The 19,302-nt window shown below is 40.8% G+C and carries 17 protein-coding genes and 1 rRNA gene; 7 read left to right on the forward strand and 11 right to left on the reverse strand.

Translation table 11 applies throughout. From position 1 onward, the window contains the following. Positions 1 to 253: 253 nt before the first annotated feature. From ACFPOH_RS13070 to ACFPOH_RS13105, 8 genes are all read right to left on the reverse strand, one after another. Positions 254 to 1,462 carry an MFS transporter gene (locus tag ACFPOH_RS13070; protein ID WP_390310060.1) on the reverse strand — a complete coding sequence of 403 codons (1,209 nt, stop codon included), beginning with the start codon at positions 1,460 to 1,462 and terminating at the stop codon, positions 254 to 256. Between the two features lie 64 nt (positions 1,463 to 1,526). Further along, entirely contained in the window at positions 1,527 to 2,798 is a 1,272-nt protein-coding gene (locus tag ACFPOH_RS13075; RefSeq protein WP_342468843.1) for a TRAP transporter large permease, read from the reverse strand. Then, entirely contained in the window at positions 2,779 to 3,270 is a 492-nt protein-coding gene (locus ACFPOH_RS13080; protein ID WP_342471262.1) for a TRAP transporter small permease, read from the reverse strand. Before ACFPOH_RS13080 ends, ACFPOH_RS13075 begins: the two co-directional genes overlap by 20 nt. Positions 3,271 to 3,374: 104 nt before the next feature. Continuing rightward, the gene (locus tag ACFPOH_RS13085) at positions 3,375 to 4,418 is read right to left on the reverse strand and encodes a TRAP transporter substrate-binding protein (protein ID WP_342581688.1); all 1,044 of its coding nucleotides are present in this window, start codon (positions 4,416 to 4,418) and stop codon (positions 3,375 to 3,377) included. 67 nt (positions 4,419 to 4,485) lie between these two features. After that, a complete protein-coding gene (locus ACFPOH_RS13090) occupies positions 4,486 to 5,529 on the reverse strand; it encodes a DctP family TRAP transporter solute-binding subunit (protein ID WP_390310061.1) in 1,044 nt (347 codons plus the stop codon). 168 nt (positions 5,530 to 5,697) lie between these two features. Then, positions 5,698 to 6,369, reverse strand: coding sequence for a response regulator (locus ACFPOH_RS13095; protein WP_390310062.1), 672 nt, complete (start codon positions 6,367 to 6,369; stop codon positions 5,698 to 5,700). Continuing rightward, positions 6,366 to 7,925 (reverse strand): ATP-binding protein, encoded by a 1,560-nt coding sequence (locus ACFPOH_RS13100; RefSeq protein WP_390310064.1) that lies wholly within the window; start codon positions 7,923 to 7,925, stop codon positions 6,366 to 6,368. Before ACFPOH_RS13100 ends, ACFPOH_RS13095 begins: the two co-directional genes overlap by 4 nt. Positions 7,926 to 8,113: 188 nt before the next feature. Next, a complete protein-coding gene (locus ACFPOH_RS13105; protein ID WP_390310066.1) occupies positions 8,114 to 9,301 on the reverse strand; it encodes a MalY/PatB family protein in 1,188 nt (395 codons plus the stop codon). Between the two features lie 94 nt (positions 9,302 to 9,395). On the opposite strand from ACFPOH_RS13105, the gene ACFPOH_RS13110 reads away from it, so the two are divergent. Both ACFPOH_RS13110 and yugI read left to right on the forward strand, forming a co-directional pair. Beyond that, positions 9,396 to 9,656, forward strand: coding sequence for a DUF1871 family protein (locus tag ACFPOH_RS13110; protein ID WP_342471263.1), 261 nt, complete (start codon positions 9,396 to 9,398; stop codon positions 9,654 to 9,656). A gap of 216 nt (positions 9,657 to 9,872) precedes the next feature. Next, positions 9,873 to 10,241, forward strand: coding sequence for a S1 domain-containing post-transcriptional regulator GSP13 (gene yugI / locus ACFPOH_RS13115; RefSeq protein WP_342468849.1), 369 nt, complete (start codon positions 9,873 to 9,875; stop codon positions 10,239 to 10,241). A 35-nt stretch (positions 10,242 to 10,276) separates the two neighbouring features. Here yugI and ACFPOH_RS13120 read toward each other — a convergent pair whose 3' ends face one another. After that, complete coding sequence (locus ACFPOH_RS13120) at positions 10,277 to 11,578, reverse strand: AAA-type ATPase lid domain-containing protein (RefSeq protein WP_390310069.1); 1,302 nt, start codon at positions 11,576 to 11,578, stop codon at positions 10,277 to 10,279. 136 nt (positions 11,579 to 11,714) lie between these two features. On the opposite strand from ACFPOH_RS13120, the gene pruA reads away from it, so the two are divergent. The 3 genes from pruA to ACFPOH_RS13135 all read left to right on the forward strand — a co-directional run bounded on the left by pruA (position 11,715) and on the right by ACFPOH_RS13135 (position 16,061). Further along, the gene (gene pruA / locus ACFPOH_RS13125; protein WP_342471264.1) at positions 11,715 to 13,271 is read left to right on the forward strand and encodes an L-glutamate gamma-semialdehyde dehydrogenase; all 1,557 of its coding nucleotides are present in this window, start codon (positions 11,715 to 11,717) and stop codon (positions 13,269 to 13,271) included. Positions 13,272 to 13,519: 248 nt separating this feature from the next. Continuing rightward, on the forward strand, positions 13,520 to 14,764 hold the full coding sequence (locus tag ACFPOH_RS13130) for a Glu/Leu/Phe/Val family dehydrogenase (protein WP_390310071.1): 1,245 nt from the start codon (positions 13,520 to 13,522) through the stop codon (positions 14,762 to 14,764). Positions 14,765 to 14,897: 133 nt separating this feature from the next. Continuing rightward, on the forward strand, positions 14,898 to 16,061 hold the full coding sequence (locus tag ACFPOH_RS13135; RefSeq protein ID WP_390310073.1) for an iron-containing alcohol dehydrogenase: 1,164 nt from the start codon (positions 14,898 to 14,900) through the stop codon (positions 16,059 to 16,061). Between the two features lie 102 nt (positions 16,062 to 16,163). Here ACFPOH_RS13135 and ACFPOH_RS13140 read toward each other — a convergent pair whose 3' ends face one another. Next, positions 16,164 to 17,150, reverse strand: a complete 987-nt coding sequence (locus tag ACFPOH_RS13140) for a cation diffusion facilitator family transporter (RefSeq protein ID WP_390310075.1) — start codon at positions 17,148 to 17,150, stop codon at positions 16,164 to 16,166. 18 nt (positions 17,151 to 17,168) lie between these two features. Then, the gene (locus tag ACFPOH_RS13145; protein WP_390310077.1) at positions 17,169 to 17,873 is read right to left on the reverse strand and encodes an MgtC/SapB family protein; all 705 of its coding nucleotides are present in this window, start codon (positions 17,871 to 17,873) and stop codon (positions 17,169 to 17,171) included. An 86-nt stretch (positions 17,874 to 17,959) separates the two neighbouring features. Between ACFPOH_RS13145 and ACFPOH_RS13150 the strand changes: the two genes are divergently transcribed. Further along, entirely contained in the window at positions 17,960 to 18,859 is a 900-nt protein-coding gene (locus tag ACFPOH_RS13150) for a DMT family transporter (RefSeq protein WP_342468855.1), read from the forward strand. A gap of 247 nt (positions 18,860 to 19,106) precedes the next feature. Further along, positions 19,107 to 19,302, forward strand: a 16S ribosomal RNA gene (locus ACFPOH_RS13155); the annotation flags it as partial.

The following is a 19,302-nucleotide window of genomic DNA, read 5'->3' on the forward strand; positions in this document are numbered from 1 at the left end:
AATTTTACAGGCACGATATTGAGTTTTTCCGTTGTCAAAAAAAGAACACCTCCTCTGTAATTGTTACTTTCATCTTACAGGGAGGTGTCATTGATTTATAGGCGTTGTTTGATTTCGGGCTTACAAAAATAAGGAAAATCATATAGAACTCAAATAATTTGAAAGGCTGTCCGTAAAACATTTCGGACAGCCTTTTCAAATTGCTCTATATTTAGGAAATATTCCAATGGTATGCAACAACAAGAAAATCTCCTTAATTTTCCAAACTCTTTTTTTGGTGGTATTTTATTAATGAAAAATTTAAAAATATTACATAGGAAATAGTTACAGCAACGGTTATTAAGATGAACCCTTTCCACCCCAGATGATGATAGACGGGAGCGACAAGAGTGCTTCCGGATGCAACCCCGATGTAATAAGCAACCAAATAAAGGCTTGATGCGCTTCCTTTCAAATGGGTCGCGGTTTTGCCCACACTTGCGGCAGTTAATGAATGGGCTGTGAAAAAGCCGAAACAAACCACACACAAACCAAACAATACGACAAAGAGAGAAGAATGCAATGTGCACAATACGCCGAAAGAAAGAAAGAAGATCGCAAAGGTCCGCACTTTTTCTAATGTGAATTTATTTGAGAGCCAGCTTGCAATCGGTGCTCCAATAATCCCGAAGGCATAGGCAAAATACAAAAAGGAAATGGAGTCCAGGGACATGGAAAAAGGCGGTTGTGCCAATTGGAACGGAAGGTACGTCCACGTTCCGGTAAATGTGATTTGCAATACGATTCCCAATCCAAATAACAGAAGTAAAATCGGGTTATTTAGATGATAACCGAAACCTTTCAAATCTTCCAAAAAACTTACTGCACTTGGGACGAAAAATTTCGATTTTGGCAAAGCGATGAGCACAAAAATAAACACGCAAATGCCAAAAATCATAATGATTGTAATGGCTGATTGCCAACTATAAGTTTCTGAAAGATACCCCGCAAGAAACCGTCCGATCATCCCGCCAAGCGCATTTGTAGAAATATAGATGGATGTGGCCAGATTCCGCACTTTCGATTCGATTTCCTCTCCGATATATGCAAGAGATGCAGCAGGCACTCCGGCCAAAGTGAATCCTTGGATAAATCGCAAAAGGGAGATCACCCAGTATTTTTCAACAAAAAGCATGACAAGAAATGGAAGAATCGATAAAAGGACGGAAAGTTTGATAAATACGACTCGTCCATTTCTGTCAGAAAAAAACCCTAAAACAATCAGCCCGAAAATCAAGGACAACGTTGCCAGTGACATGGTCAAGCTGGAGTACGTCACTGAAATGGAAAACTCCTTTTCAAATACAGGAATGAGCGGTTGAAAGGAATAAAAGCTTGCAAAAATAAAGGTTGATGCCAACCCGAGGCCTGCAACGATGCGCCAGTAGCCTACCTCATTCAATTGATACCCCTTTGTTTCCATTTGTGAACACCCTCTTTTTAAACTTCAGAGGACACGGTCGAAAATGTCCGCCAAGTTTCCAGTGTTATTTTCCGGTTCCGAATGGCAGCCATAGCGATAATTGAGGGAAGAGGATGACGACGATCAAGTATGCAATCATCAATACAATGAATGGAATTACGCCCCGAACGACTTCCCCCAATTTTTCTTTCGCAATACCCGCAACGACGAACAAGTTTAAACCAACTGGAGGTGTGATCATACCAAGTTCCAAGTTGATTACCATGATAATGGCGAAGTGATATAAATCGATACCGAAATGTTTTAATATCGGTAATAAAATCGGCAAAGTGATCAAAATAATCGATACCGCTTCCAAGAACATGCCCAAAATAAAGAACAGGAAGTTGACGATCAACATGAATACCCATTTGTTCATGTCGCTTTCCGCAATCCATTGACCGACTTTATGAGGGACTTGTTCGTTTGTCATATATAAACCGAATAATGAGGCAGCTCCGATAATAAGGAAAATCATCGCTGTTACGTTAATGGATTCAACCATCACATGGCGGAAATCTTTCCAGCTCAACTCACGGTAAATGAAAATAGAAACGATGAGTCCGTAAACGACCGCAATCACGGCAGATTCCGTTGGAGTGACAACTCCTTTGTAGATAGTGCCTAAAATTAATACCGGTAATAATGCACCCCAAATGGCTTTCAACGATTTTCTTCCGCGTTCTTCCCAAGTGGCTTTTTGGTCACCTTGATATCCTTGCTTTTTCGCATAAACGATGGCAGCGACAATCAGAACGGCAAGCAAGCCCAAACCAGGGATAACGCCAGCCATGAATAATTTTCCAATTGATTCCTCGGCGGTGATACCGTAGATAATGAGAGGGACGCTTGGAGGAATCAAAATACCGAGCGTTCCGCCGGCGGCAACCAATCCGTAAGCATATCTTTTATTATATCCTGCTGAGATGAGGGCGGGAATCATGATCGAACCAATGGCAGCGGCCGTTGCCGGAGATGAACCGGAAATGGCGGCGAAAATCCCGCAGGCCAGGATCGTTACAACGGATAATCCTCCTGGCAGATGCCCGACCCATGAACGCAATGCTTCAATCAAATATTTTGAAATTCCGCCGCGGGCCATAATGGCACCTGCAAGTACGAATCCGGGGATGGCCATCATTGGAAAGGAATCGAGTGCGGTAAACATCCGTTGAGGCATCATGTTCATATTAAAATCGGACATAAATAACATTAAAATGGTAGATAAGGCCAAACTGATTGCTATAGGAACCCGCAAGAATACTAATATAAAGAAACTAATTAAGAGGGTTAGCATATTCTTCATCCTTTCTACGCAGAATGTTTACCAACCGTTCGATAAATCGAAGCAAGAAAAGCACTCCTGAAATTGGTAGTATCAGGTAAACAATCCACATAGGGATGCCCACTTCAAGAGATACCATTCCAGAATTGAGTCGAGCAGAGACCAGATTCCATCCGTAATATGTATAAATCAGACAGAATATAATGCTCAACGCGGTTGCTACAAGATTGAGAATATATTTTCCGGCAGGGTTTAAACGGTCGTATAAAATATCCACTTGAATGTGCTGATTGTGTTTTAATGCCATACCGAAGCCCAGGAAAGTGCCCCAAATGATTGAATATCTTGCCACCTCTTCAACCCATGCCTGGGGATGGTTTAAAACATATCGCATAAATACTCCGTAGAAGATTAAGAGGACACCGGCGCCAAAAAAAAGACCCGAGAAGATTTCCTCAAACCAAGCCCAAATTTTCATTAACACTTTCAATTGTCTCAACTCCTTTATTTTAAAGTGAAAAAAGAGGGAGTGCCGAAATGCATCGACACTCGAATCGTTAGGGAAAAGATTGTGTTTCAGGGAATTTTTTATTCAGCTAAAGCCTTGATGCCATCAATTAATTCTTTTGTAATAACATCTTCGAATTTATCATAAACAGGTTGTAACGCTTCTTTAAGAGCTGCACGCTCTTCATCAGTCATTTCATATACTTCCACTGTGCCTAAGCTTTTGATTTTTTCGAAAGATTTTTGGTTTTCTTCAGCCGCCAAATCTTGAGCATATTTCGTAGCTTCAGCAAGCGCTTCTTCCACTTTTGCACGTAAATCTTCAGGCATTGATTCCCAGAAAGATTTGTTTACGAAAATCGCATAGTCAAGACGACCATGTTGTGTTGTAGATAAATATTTTTGAACTTCATAGAATTTCATTGTATCAAAGTTGTTGAATGGGTTTTCCGCGCCATCAACTGTTCCTTGTTGAAGAGCAGCGTAAGTTTCACCAAAGGCGATTGTCGCAGAACCTGCGCCTAATGCTTCAAATTGAGCTTCCAATACTTGTCCAGCTTGTGTACGGAATTTCAAACCTTTGAAGTCTTCAGGTTTTACCAATGGATGTTTGTTGTTGGAGAAATGTTTGAATCCGTTTGGCCAGAATGCCATCCCTTTAATATCGTTTGCTGCCAATTGATCTGAGTTGAATAATTTTTGAGCCAATTCAGAATCAAAGAATTTTTGAACATGTTCTTCACTTTCGAATAAATATGGCATATCAACATATTGCCAACGTGGATCAAGTTTTACCATTTTTGTTACAGAAGGAGCGATCATATGTACGTTCCCTGATACTAACGCATCAAGTTCGTCTGCATCCCCGTATAATTGGGAAGCTGGATACACTTCAACTTTTACTTTACCTTCTGTTTTTTCATCCACTAATTGTGCAAAATAATCAGCAGCTTTACCTTTTACACTATCTTGAGCTGTTACGTGAGAGAACTTGATGACAAGCGGTTTGTCTGCAGTGTACTCATCACTAGATTTCTTGTCATCACTGCTGGAACTGTCGCCGCCACAGGCAGCAAGCGCAAGTGCCAACACCCCTAAAATCGTGGCTAATAGCCATTTCTTCATGATGTGAATCCCCCTTAAAAAGTTTGATAGTAATTTATTGTTAATAGAGCAAAAAGCTCTCTTTAACCTATTTGACATCTTTATATTTCGGAAGATTTTGAATATAGTAGTTTCCAAAATGCTGTTTATAGTAGTCATATACAGGAGAGAAACGTTTCTCCCAGTCTTTTTTCTCTTCTTCCGACAAATAATGGATTTGAATGCATCGGCAATCTTCAATTTCCTGCAGTTTTTGATCGTTCAATTCTTTTGCAATTTGCCATTGCCATTCTTGAACTTCTTCAAGAGTCTCTTTGATGAGTTCTTGATCTTCCGTTGATAATTTCTTCCAAAAATCATAATTGAAGAGCAGGAAATATCCTAAGTAACCGTGATCGGATATCGTCAAGTATTTTTGCAATGAATAGAGATTTTTGCTTGTGATGTTTGTCAATGTATTTTCTTGTCCTTCCACATCGCCTTTTTGCAGCGATTGAAAGACGGTGTTGAAATCGATTTTTCTTGGCAATGCATCAACAGTGCGATATTGTTCAGCCAAAATATCGCTTTGCATGATGCGCATTCGGATGCCTTTCAAATCTTTGTAATGTTCGATCGGCCGGGTGTCGTTGCTGATTTGTTTAAAACCGCTGTCCCATAAGCCGAGAACGATCAGATTATGTTGTTTCAACAGGTTCTTCAATTGATTTCCCGCCTTGCTTTCGGTGAACTCATGAACTTCCTCCATTGAATCAAAGGCGTAGGGAAGATCATAAACCGAAAGTTCAGGGACCAAGTCGGTCAGCTTTGAAATGGCAGGGGCAATCATTTGGATATTCCCGTTAAGGAGCGCATTCAATTCTTCCACATCTTTGTAAAGGGTTCCATTTGAGAAAACTTGAACTTCGATCCGGCCATTGGACCGTTCTTTAATGAGTTCGGCAAATTTACGGGCGGCCATTCCTTTCGGTGTATCCTCTCCGACAACATGGGAGAAACGGATGACAAGCCGCTCATCTTCACTCAGTTGCTCCAAATCTTCGGGATAATCATCATACTGAGTGCATGCAAGCGTTAGAAATGGAATCGCTAACAAAATACAATACATGAACACTTTTAATAAGTTTCTCATTCAAATCCTCTTTTCTAACGTTAATTTCATGTTAATTGAAAAATGAAAATTCTCAATATTATGGTGTTAATGAACATTTTGTTCTTTTTGGTATACAACAGTTATTCTGGAATAACGACTGTTATAATACATGTGCGGGTAAAAAAATAAGAGCATTTTGAGCTCTTATCAAAGAGAATAATATTTGGTTGGACGGCCGACTGTACCGTATTTTAAATCGATTTTCACTTCGCTGATACTTGCGAGATAGTCCAAATATTTTCTTACAGTGACCCTCGCCATGCCCGTATTTTGAGCCAACTGTTCAGCGGTCACCGGTTCGTTGATTTCCTTCAACTTGTCGGTGATTTGTTTCATCGTGATTTCATTAAGTCCTTTTGGAAGTTCCTTCTGTGTCTCAAAAGAAGTAGTGCCATAATATTCGTCAATGTCATCCTGTTTCAATTCGTCTTTCGTGGTCAATTTCTTTCGGGAGCGGGCGTAATTTTCCAATGCTTGTTGGAATCTCTCCAGGCGGAACGGTTTCACCAAATAATCGAAAGCTCCCAAACGCGTCAATTCTTGAACGGTTTTTGCATCTCGTGCTGCCGTAATCATAATGATGTCAACCGGGAGGCGTTCATTTCGAATTTTGTAAAATAGCTCCAGTCCGGAAATATCCGGCAAATACATATCCAAAAGGATTAAATCGGGCATTTTTTCCTTGATTTCCTGATAGGCTTGTTCACCTGATTGAGCTTCTCCGGCGAGGGAAAACCCCTTTGTTTTCATTAGAAAACTTTTGTTTACTTCGAGTACCATTGGATCATCTTCCACAATCAAGACCCGAATATCTTTCATTGTTCATTCCTCCCAACTTGTACAATCATCGTTGTTCCGACACCCACTTCCGAAAACACTTGAATTGTTCCATGATTTGATTCGACAATTTGTTTTACCAACGCCAATCCGATTCCATGGCCAGCTTTATTTTTCGTTGTAAAACCATAGTCAAAAATCCGCTCCACCGGTTTTTGAATTCCTGCTCCATTGTCCTGAACTTCGATATATAAGTAATGTTTGTCCCCTTGGATGAGGATATCCACAAACTTTTCTTCTTTTGATAGACAAGCTTCCATGGCATTATCCAGCAGATTTCCGATGATGGTGATCAAGTCGCCGCTGGAAAAACCGGTAACATAATCAAATAAGTAAGAATCGTCGCTTAAGGTGAGTTCCACCCCCAGCTCCTTCGCTCTTGAAAATTTGCCTATGAGCAATCCTTGAATGGAATAGTCTTGAATTTTGTCTTTAATTTTTTGAAAGACACTTTCTTCATCGGTAATTTCATCCAATATTAAACTGATGGCTTCTTCATTCCGGTTGAGTTGAATCAACCCCGCAATACTGTGCAGGCGGTTGAGAAATTCATGATGTTTGGCTCGGAGGGTGTCAACAAGCGTTTTTACCCCAGTCAATTCTTCCGCTAATGTATGCGCTTCTTTCCGGTCAGTGATGACAATGAGGGAACCGGCGTTTTTATCATGAATTTTTAATGGGAAGATGCGGACCAGATACATCTGGTTAAACATTGACAGCGGCCGGTAACCATCCTGCTTTTCTATATGTTCTTCTCCTAACCAAGTATTCTGAAACACTTCTTTCAAAGTTCCTCTTTTTCCAAAAAAATGGGTATATTTTCTTGCCAAATGGTTCATATACGTAATATTGCCTTTGCCATCCGTGGCAAGAAGCCCGACGTCCATCGCCTGCATAATGGCGGAACGTTCCTCCACAATACGGGCAATTTCGGAAGGTTCCAGATTTAATGTTTGCCGTTTGATATGATTGGCGATCAATATGGATCCAACAAGACCGATCAATAATCCCCAAAATAAAGAGATGTATATATCCGATTGATACTCTTCGACTAAATGTTGCCACTTCGGAGTTATGATTCCGACGGTGATCACCCCGACTTGTCTTGTAGCCTCGGGATTCATGATCGGTACGAATGCGCGGATGGAAAAACCTTGTACCCCAAAAGCTTTTGATATGTACTCGTGTTGGGAATATGCCGCATTTTTCATTATTTCTTCGTTAATGGTTCCGATTCTGCTTTCCGATGGGTGGGAATAACGGACACCTTTCATATCGAAAATCACGATGTAGTCCACATCGGTTGCTAAACGGACCCGTTCCGCAATCGGCTGGATGACTTCAAATCCTTTTTCCGTCCCGACCGTTGTCTGAACTTCTTCCAATTGGGCGACGGTTCGGGCGATGGCGATTGCCCGTGATCCAAACTCTTTCTCAAAGGCGCCGGCAATATTGTGAATCATGATGGCCCCGCTTGTCATAATGGAAAACAGCACAATTACAAAAGAAAATAAGAACATTGTTGTACGAAGAGGCAATTTCTTTCTCATCACGTCTTTGATTGTAATAACCCCATTTTCAAGTAATTTTTGAATAATTAGAAATTCGTTTTTTTATCATTATAATATAAATGGAAGGTAGAACAATAGTAACATAATAATGGGAATAAAATGAAAACATCATTTTCTGCACAGAGAAAATGATGTTTTTTCTATTAAACGTTATATTAAGATAAAGCTTTTTTGAAACGTTCCACGCCTTCTTTGACTGTTTCAAACGGACATGCCAGGTTGATGCGGAGGTAACCGCGGCCTGCTTCGCTATATTTTGTTCCTGGCTCCAATGCCAGTTTCCCTTTATTTAAGAGACGATCCATCATTTCTTCTTCGGAAAGCCCTGTTCCACGATAGTCGATCCAAACGAGGTAAGAGGCTTGCGGGCGGATGACCCTAACGCCATCCAATTGATTTAATTCTTGTTCTAAGTATTGGATGTTTCTGGAAACGTATTGAATCATTTCATCCAGCCATTCTTCGCCTTTTTCATACACCGCTTGAACTCCCGCAGCGGCAAGGGCATTCCAATCATCCAACCCATGGGCCGTTTTGTTTCTGAGTATCGCATTTCTCAATTTTGGATTTTCCGCCACAATCATTGCCGCATGAAGCCCGGCCAGGTTGAAAGTTTTGGTTGGGGCAATGCAGGCAACAATTTTTGCCTGATCGGCACCTTCCACCGTCATTGTCGGGATGTGTTGGTGTCCGTCAAACACAATGTCTGCATGGATTTCATCGGAAATGAGCAGCACATCGTATTTGATGCATAGCTGAACGAGTTTTTCCAGCGTCTCTTTTGACCAAACGACTCCTCCTGGATTATGAGGGCTGCATAACACATACGCTTTTACCCCTGATTTAAAGGCCTCTTCTAATTTATCAAAGTCATATTCGTAAATTTGGTCTTCGCTTTCCGTTAAATCGCATTCCACGACTTCCAGTTTCAGTCCTTTTGGAATGTTGAAGAACGGAGGATATACCGGAGTGGATATGCATACTTTATCTCCCGGTTCCGTGAAAGTTTCAAGAATAGTTGCAATTGCTGGAACGACCCCGCTGTGGAAAATCAACGCTTCTTTATTGATATGCCAATTATGGCGGCGTTTGAACCATTGTTGAATGGCTTCTTTGCACGCATCGCTTATGTAGGAGTATCCAAAAATTGGATGATCCAATCGTTTTTTGATGGCGTCAATCGCCACTTGCGGAACGGCAAAGTCCATATCCGCCACCCACATTGGCAAAACATTGTCTATATCTTCCACAGCGTACTTTGCGCGATAGCGATCTTTAAATTTGTCCCATTTCAAACTGCTGGTATTTCTTCTTTCATATATTTCATCAAAGTTAAAAGTCACGATTACCACTCTTTCCTATTTAATTTTTATCTTTAAATATAATGATTATATGATATCATAAGAAGGAAAATATAGAATAATGCAAGGTGAAATTGTGGAGAACGTATTAATGAACAAAAAGGCCAAGCTCGCTTTAATGAAATGGGACCCTTTTCAAATTGGAGAAGATGCATATGAGCTTGAATCGAGCGATGTCATTCTTGCTTTGCAAGAAATCGATGATCCGACAGAGCTCGCACGGGTGATCCAAAAAGTGTACGAGCAATCCTTTGAAATCTGGATTCCTTTCGAAGATTGCGTTGAAATGGCATACCAATTGATAGCGATTAAATTTGAAGCTAAAAGTATTATATAAAAAAGTGTCTTTTGTTGTAAGAGACACTTTTAATTTTTTGTAATTTTTCAACTATTTTACAGATTCAGGAGCTCGTCAGGTATTGGGGAAATTTGGTTGAAACATATAAAGTTGGAAGTTTTTTTCAAAATAGGGTGATTCTTTGTTCCGTATACATTCATTATGTTATAATTTAACATGATATATATATGTAAGTGAAAGAAAGTAGGAACAAACATGAAAAAAAAATATAAAGTAGGTGACGTTGTAACGGGAAAGGTGACAGGGATTCAACCGTACGGAGCTTTTGTGGCATTGGATGAAGAAACGCAAGGTCTTGTACACATTTCTGAAATTACTTACGGTTACGTTCGGAACATAGAAGATTTTTTTAAAATTGGCGACGAAATTCAAGTGAAAATTCTTGATATAGATGAACGTAACGAAAAAATCAGCTTATCTACCCGTGCACTGCAAGACCCACCACAAAAGAAAGTGGAAAAGAATCCAAAGAAATCTTTACAGGAACGTTTAAATGAACAAGATGCAAATGGATTCCAAACATTGAAAGAAAAACTTCAAGATTGGATCGAAAGAGGACAATAAAAAAATCCCAAAAGCGATGGCGCTTTTGGGATTTTTTATTCTTTCATTTTTCTTAACCGGTATTGCAAGTTTTGCCTTGTCATGCCCAAGGCTTGGGCAGTTTTTGTAATATTGCCTTCGTTCATTTTTAATGCATGATGCAAATAATATTTTTCGGCCTCTTTCAAATATTCGTTTAATGGCAGCAATTCTTTGTTCGGCTGAAGGAGGAAAAAATCCGGTTTTTTGATTTTTTCATTTTGCTGCTGCAATTTAAATCGGAAATGAAGAGGCAGCATTTCATAGGTAACGTACTTTTCGTTTGTAATCATTGATGCGATTTCATCCAACAATAGTTCCAATTCTTTCAGATTTCCTGGCCAGTCGTATTCCAGAAACATTTCCATTACATCATCCGCAAGTCCCTGGATGTTTGAATTGAAACGTTCCCGGTGCCTTGAAAAGTAATCATCGACGAAAGGTTTAATGTCTTCTTTTCGTTCGCGTAATGCGGGTATAGAAATACTCATGGAAGCAAAATAATAATATAAGTCTTTGAGCAATTGTTTGTTGCTGATCAAATCAATCGGGTCTCCTCCCACACTGCCGATCAGCATATGTTTTTCCGGGGGCATCCCCTTTAACAGTTTCAGCAATTCCTTTTGATCTTCAAGGGTATAAAATTCGAGGCGCTCAAAGAAAAAGGTGTAAGATTTGTCCTGTTTTAAATATGTTTTTAATCTTTCGATTTGATTCGGCCTTCTGCTGAAAAGGGTGACAAACTCATCGTTTTTCGGCTGAAGTTCGTGATGGATTCCTTCCGCGATCAAATCCTTTCCTGTCCCGGATTCCCCGATCAGCAATACAGGGATTCGGGCACGGGCAGTTTTTTTGGCGTTTTCTTTCACGATTTGCATCGGTTCCGATATTGCTGTGATGACGTCAAAGGTCAATGGTTCTCCATATCTGCGCAGTGGCTGGTAAATCAATTTTTCCAGGGAGGTAATGTCCCGGGCGAATTCAATGGCTCCTATGAGTTTTTCACCGTCGAAAATCGGGTACGTATCATTAATAGTAGTAATTTCATGCCCATATCTGTTCCAATAGGTTTGTTTTACATTCATTTCCTTGATGCCGGTTTTTAAAACACGGAGCAGGGCACTGTCATTGGAGCGGAATGCAAAAAGTTCCAAAATGGAACGATCGGAAATATCTTCAATATCAAATCCTTCAATTTCTTTCATTTTTTGATTGTACAAAATTGTACGTCCTTCCGCGTCTACCGCATGAATGCCGACTGAAACATGTTCAACCGCGAATTCATATAGTTTTAGCAGCTGTTCATCATTGAAAGACATCGATAACACCTCAAAAAAATTTTTTACGATACTGTAATAATTATTGAAAAATGCAACAATATTTTGCATTATTATTATATACGATTATTTAATTAGTGCAAATATTCTTTGCACTACAAATTTTAAAGGAGGAGTAATAGTGATTCCCTACAAACATGAACCACTAACAGATTTTTCAATTGAAGAAAATCGCCAAAAGTATCTTGATGCTTTGAAAAAAGTGGAAAGTGAATTAGGTAAGGATTATCCTTTGATTGTTGGCGGAGAAAGAATAACAACGGAAGATAAAATCGTTTCTTATAATCCGGCAAATAAAACAGAAGTAGTTGGCCGCGTTTCAAAAGCGAATAAAGAAATCGCTGAAAAAGCGATGCAAATTGCGGATAAAACGTTCAATACTTGGAAAAAAGTCGATCCTGTAATCCGTGCGGAAGTTTTATTCAAAGCCGCAGCCATCGTACGTCGCCGTAAATTTGAACTGTCTGCATGGTTGACAAAAGAAGCGGCTAAGCCTTGGGTACAAGCGGATGCAGACATTGCAGAAGGTATCGATTTCTTGGAATACTATGGACGCCAAATGTTGGAGTTGGCTAAAGGAAAACCGGTGGAATCAGATCCGGGAACAATTAATAAATATGTATATATTCCATTAGGTGTCGGTGTTGTCATTTCACCATGGAACTTCCCGTTTGCCATCATGGTGGGAACAACAGTGGCAGCGATGGTTACCGGCAATACAGTGCTATTAAAACCGGCTTCCACAACGCCAATCATTGCTTATAAGTTTATGGAAATTCTTGAAGAAGCGGGTATGCCTCCAGGTGTCGTAAACTACATTCCTGGCCCTGGTTCAGAAGTGGGCGATTATTTGGTGGATCACCCTCGTACACGCTTCATCAGTTTTACAGGTTCCCGCGATGTGGGTATTCGCATCAACCAGCGCGCTGCAGCCGTTAATGAAGGCCAAATTTGGCTCAAACGCGTGATTGCGGAAATGGGCGGTAAAGATTCAATCGTTGTGGATGATGCGGAAAACGCGGATTTGGAATTGGCGGCACAATCCATCGTGGCGAGCGCTTTCGGATTCAGCGGCCAAAAATGTTCCGCATGCTCCCGCGCCATCATTGTAGGCGACGAAGCGTACAATAAAGTGGTTGAACGTGTTGCGGAATTGACAAATGAACTTATTGTGGGCGATCCTGCAAACGTGGAAACATATGTAAACCCTGTTATCGATGCAGGTGCATTCAAGAAAATCACTGAGTATATTGAAATCGGTAAAAAAGAAGGCCGCTTAGTTGCTGGCGGACAATATGATGATTCGAAAGGTTATTTCATCCATCCGACAGTTTTTGCTGATGTGGATCCAAACGCTCGCATCATGCAGGAAGAAATCTTTGGTCCGGTTCTTGCAATGACGAAAGCGAAAGATTTTGATGAAGCGATTGAAATCGCAAACAACACGGTTTATGGATTGACAGGCGCTGTCATTTCAAATAATCGCTTCCATTTGCAAAAAGCTGCGGAAGACTTCCATGTAGGTAACTTGTATTTCAACCGTGGATGTACAGCAGCCATCGTCGGTTATCAGCCATTTGGAGGATTCAACATGTCAGGTACAGACTCCAAAGCCGGCGGTCCGGATTACTTGCTTCTTCATATGCAAGCCAAAACCCTTTCTGAAACATTGTAATAAAAACAACAAGCAGGCGTTTTTGAGCGCCTGCTTTATTTTTTTGAAAAATGTATTCTAAATGAAAAATAGGGTAAATAAATTAATGAATGACTTATATAATAAAATGGTTGTACCAATGGAAGGACATTATTAAAATGGGAATTGCCTAGTACCATTAACATGTTTTGTGACAAATATGTTAATATGAAAGTAAGGATTGTTCTTAAAAAAATAATAAATAATTGAGTTAAAAGAGGCGAGTAGGTATGGCTGAAAATGTTAATCTTCTAACTTCTACGCAGGAAGTGATTAAAGAGGCATTATACAGGCTTGGATATGATGAAGCGATGTATGAATTATTGAAAGAACCGCTTCGCGTGTTGAAGGTGCGCATCCCGGTAAAAATGGATGATGGGACAACAAAAGTATTTACCGGCTACCGCGCCCAACATTCCGATGCTGTGGGGCCAACAAAAGGGGGTATACGTTTCCATCCGGATGTAACTGAAGATGAAGTGAAAGCGCTTTCTATGTGGATGACATTAAAATGCGGGATTGTTGATTTGCCGTATGGCGGAGGAAAAGGCGGTATCGTTTGCGATCCTCGGCAAATGTCCATGGGGGAACTTGAACGATTGAGCCGCGGTTATGTCCGTGCAATCAGCCAAATTGTCGGTCCGACGAAGGATATCCCGGCTCCGGATGTATTTACGAATGCGCAAATCATGGCTTGGATGATGGACGAGTATAGCCGGATTGACGAATTCAATTCCCCTGGATTCATCACAGGAAAACCGATTGTTTTAGGTGGTTCACAAGGACGCGACCGGGCAACGGCAGAAGGGGTAACCATTGTCATTCAGGAAGCGGCGAAAAAGCGAGGAATTGATATCAAAGATGCCCGGGTAGTCATTCAAGGATTCGGAAATGCCGGCGGTTTCTTGGCGAAATTCATGAGCGACTTGGGTGCAAAAGTCATTGGGATTTCCGATGCTTACGGCGCCTTATACGATCCGGACGGTTTGGATATCGACTATCTGCTTGATCGCAGAGACAGCTTTGGTACCGTAACAACACTGTTTGAGAATACCATCACGAATAAAGAATTGCTGGAATTGGACTGCGACATACTTGTTCCGGCGGCAATCGAAAACCAAATTACCGCTGAAAATGCACCAAATATTAAAGCGAAAATTGTTGTGGAAGCGGCCAATGGTCCAACGACGACAGAAGCTACAAAAATCCTTACTGAACGCGGCATTTTATTGGTGCCGGATGTATTGGCATCCGCAGGCGGCGTAACTGTTTCCTACTTCGAATGGGTTCAAAATAACCAAGGCTACTATTGGTCCGCTGAAGAAGTGAAAGAAAAATTGCGCGAAAGAATGGTGAACGCCTTCGAAAATGTTTATCAAACAGCACAGAGCCGAAATATTGATATGCGGCTTGCCGCTTACATGGTCGGTGTTCGCCGCACAGCCGAAGCCTGCCGATTCCGCGGCTGGGTATAATGAACAATTGAATCGGAATCAGATGAGCTTCTAACAGTTTGTAACACCATTTTTCTTTGATGAAAAATGGTGTTATTCGCTTATTTTTGGTGGAATTGTCAATTGATACTTTTGCAAAAAGGAGAGAGGTTGGATGAACAGCTTTACGTTTAAAAATCCGGTTCGTTTATATTTTGGGAAAGGGGAGATCCGCCAATTAAAAAAAGAGTTGCCGAGGTACGGACGAAATATCCTTTTGGTATATGGCGGCGGAAGCATAAAAAGAAATGGGATCTATGATGAAGTCATTTCAATTTTGAATGAACTTGATTTAAACGTCTTTGAGTTAGGCGGTGTGGAACCAAATCCAAGAGTGGAAACAGCAAGGAAAGGCATCGAGATTTGCAAACGGGAATCCATCGATTTTGTCCTTGCAGTCGGCGGAGGTTCCGTCATTGATTGTTCGAAACTGATTGTCGCCGGAGCCAAGCTTGAGGAAGACCCGTGGAAAATCGTCACAAATCAAGTACCAGTGAAGGATGCATTGCCGCTGGGGACGGTGTTGACGCTGGCTGCAACCGGTTCGGAAATGAACGCCAATTCCGTTATTACGAATGGAGCAACAAAAGAAAAATACGGCTGGTCAAGCGGCAAGGTGTTTCCAAAATTCTCGATACTCGATCCAACTTATACAATGACGGTGCCGAAAGACCAAACGGTGTATGGCATTGTCGATATGATGTCCCATGTATTCGAACAATATTTCCATGATGCGGAAAATACATTAATCATGGACGAACTGTGTGAAGGGGTGCTCAGAACCGTAATTGAAACGGCACCGAAGTTGGTGGAGGATTTGGAAAACTATGAATTGCGGGAGACGATTTTGCTTTCCGGAACAATCGCCTTGAATGGAATGCTCTCAATGGGTTCGGAAGGGGATTGGGCAACCCATGAAATTGAACATGCTGTTTCAGCCGTTTATGATATTCCCCATGGCGGCGGACTTGCCATCCTGTTCCCGAACTGGATGAAACATGTCATGCATGTCAATCCCGCCCGTTTTGCCCGCCTTGCAACAAAAGTATTTCAGGTGGATCCTTCAAATAAATCTGATGAAGAAATTGCATTGGAAGGCATTGAGCGTCTGAAAGCATTTTGGACAACTCTAGGAGCCCCAAGCCGGTTGAAAGATTACGGCATTGATGATTCGAAGCTGGATGTTTTAGTGGGAAAAGCGATGGCGAACGGTCCGATTGGCACCTTTAAAGTGCTTGATGAAGAAGATGTCAGGGAAATTTTTAGAATGTCCCTATAAAATAGCGGCAGGCTGTCCGAAGGCGGAAAGTTTTCGGGACAGCCTTTTTGTGCGATAAAAATCCAATCCATCATGATGAGTCGACTTATTGATCTTGCCTTTTTATTCATTTGGCGAACCTTCTGAATTCAAATGATGGTTCCATTCGGAGATATCGTCATCTTTATCGAAGGCAAGGGTCACTTTTGTAACGCCTTTTTGGGCTAAAATTAATTCGACCAAGTGATCCCGGACTTGATCCAAATATTCAAGGGAGAGCTTCGGATCTGTCTCTGCGATGAGTTCTACATGAAGGAATTCCCCTTCTTTTACGACTTCGAGCCGTTCAATATCTTTCACATGGGGATCTTTCATCACCAAGTTTCCGATATGAATCAGCATCTCTTCGTCAGTTTCGCCGATCGCGCCGCGGGCATTATCAAGAAATACCTTTCCAACCACAAAGAACATCATCCCTCCGATGATTATGGATACTAAACCTTCCAATTCATGAAAGCCCGTGTAATAGGCGATAATGATGGCTAAAAATGCAAGCACATTACCTGAGGTTGCGACGGCATCTTCCATCCATACCAGTTTGGTCGCGGGTTTTGCCCGTTTTAGATATGCGACCGATTTTGGTATTGCTGTAAAGATCGACGCTGATTGTCCCACTTCATGTAAAATTTCCTTCGCCGCTTTTTGTAAAACAAAGCCTTCTAAAATCGTACCCAACAATAATACTCCAAGAGGAAGCAGGATTTCTCCCGATTGTTCGTTCGGATGCAAGAAATGATGCAATCCTTCTTTCACCGTTTCATATGAAAGAATGGCAACGACGATCACCGCTCCCAAACAAACGAGGTTTACGACCCGGCCAAATCCGTTTGGAAACTGTTTTGTCGGCGCTTTTTTCGATAAAGCCGAGCCGATAAAAACGAAAAATTGGTTTGCTGCATCTCCCAACGAGTGCATCATTTCCGCAAACATTGCTACATTTCCGGTAAAAAAATAAGCGACCCCTTTGATGCTTCCCAATAATAAATTGACAATAGCCGCAGATAATGACGGTTTATTTCCGTTTTTCAGTAGTTTGATAATTTCTTTCATTGATTTCCTCCGAATGTTTTAAGATAAAATTTCAATTTCGATTTTTTGGATATAGGGCAGAGCCTGGAAGGTGTCAAAAACCGTATAAGTATTTTCCTTTAATAAAGTAGAAAAACGGATCACTACATCGTAATTAAGATTATCGCCTGTGATTCGAATATTATCAATAACCATTTCCTGATCTACCATGAACTTCAATAAATCCTCGATATTTTCCTTTTTTGGAATGCGGGCTTTCAAGTAAAGTTCACGCATCCGGATGCGCTTTGGCCCAATTTTCATCAGGAACGGTGCAACCACTTTAATCCCGACAACAACGATTATTACCGTAGTTACCGCTTCTAAATAAAATCCTGCGCCAACAGCAATTCCAATTCCGGCTGCTCCCCAGATAATTGCCGCGGTTGTTAAACCGGTAATGCTGTCATTTCCTCTTCTTAATATCACACCAGCACCTAAAAAGCCGATACCGCTGACGATTTGGGCTGCGAGTCTAAGAGGGTCCATGGTGATGTTGATTTCATCCCGGGGAGGGGTGCTATATGCAGTATCAATCGAAATGATTGTTAATAAACAGCTGAAAGTGGAAATCACTAAACAGGTTTTTAATCCTACGGGCTTTTTCTTTAATTCTCTCTCGATTCCAATAATTAAACTTAATAGAGCGGCAATCGCCAATTTCAGAAGGTCTTCGTGCCGTATCACCATGCTTAAAGTATGCATTGTTCATTCCCCCTTTTTTATTGCACAGAATGGTGAACCATGTGAAAATAAAATAATGACAAAATGAATATCAGGAGAAAATTAAAATGGAAAAGCCACCTATCCACCCGTTTATCCCTATTATCATCGGTGTGATTTCAATATCATTTTCGGCGATTTTTGTTAAACTTGCAGAAGCCGAGTCGGGAGCAATCGCTTTTTACCGGATGCTTTTTTCTGTGTTGATCATCGCCCCGGCTTTTTTTAAAAATCATGTACATGAATTAAAAATGTTATATCAAAGAGACTGGTTGTTTTCAATCATTGCCGGCATTTTTTTGGCATTTCATTTCATTTTGTGGTTTGAATCATTGCGGTACACATCCGTTGCCAGTTCGACGGTTCTTGTTACGATGCAGCCGTTGTTTGCTTTTGCGGGAACCTATTTATTTTTCAAAGAGCGCCTCACCATGCAAGCCATTTTATCCGGAATTATCGCAATCTTGGGGAGCTTTTTAATCAGTTGGGGAGATTTTAATATCAGCGGCAGCGCCTTGTTTGGAGATCTGCTGGCACTTATTGCTTGCGTTTTGGTAACGGGATATTTTTTATTTGGACAAGAGGTAAGGAAAAGAATTTCTTTAATTACATATACGATGGTTGTGTACTCGATTAGTACAATATGTTTGTTTTTCTATGTATTATTGAAAGGGGAATCATTTGGACCATATCCTTTTTCGACATGGATTTGGTTTTTGCTCCTTGCAATTCTTCCGAATCTGTTGGGGCATTCATTATTTAACTGGTCCATCAAATGGGTCAGTGCCAATGTCATCTCAATCGCTATATTATTTGAACCTATAGGTGCGTCCATCTTGGCACTCTTTATTTTTGGAGAAAAATTGATTGCAACACAAATTATCGGTGGAATTATTGTTATTATTGGTATTATGTTGTTTGTGCTTGATATTAAGGCATTAAGAAATTTTTTCAGAAAAAGTAATTGACTTTTTCTGAAATCTAATTTACACTATAACATGTCCTTAACGGATATGAATTTTTTAATAACAGCTTAGAAAAAACTTGTTGACATCGAGAAATAAAAGTTTTATGATATAAAAGCTGTTTCAAAAATGAAAGTTTGATGAACCTTGAAAACTGAACACCGAAACGTTAATGTTATAAATTTTTCAATTCGTTGACCCTCGTTGACGGATTGGATACGGACAAAAGTTTGAGCTAATCAAATTTTCTTTTATGGAGAGTTTGATCCTGGCTCAGGACGAACGCTGGCGGCGTGCCTAATACATGCAAGTCGAGCGAACCAATTAGAAAGCTTGCTTTTTAATTGGTTAGCGGCGGACGGGTGAGTAACACGTGGGTAACCTGCCCTATAGACCGGGATAACTCGCGGAAACGCGTGCTAATACCGGATAACACACCGAAGCGC

Source organism: Ureibacillus suwonensis, from assembly GCF_042655065.1.
In the GTDB taxonomy this organism is placed as follows: Bacteria; Bacillota; Bacilli; order Bacillales_A; family Planococcaceae; genus Ureibacillus; species Ureibacillus suwonensis.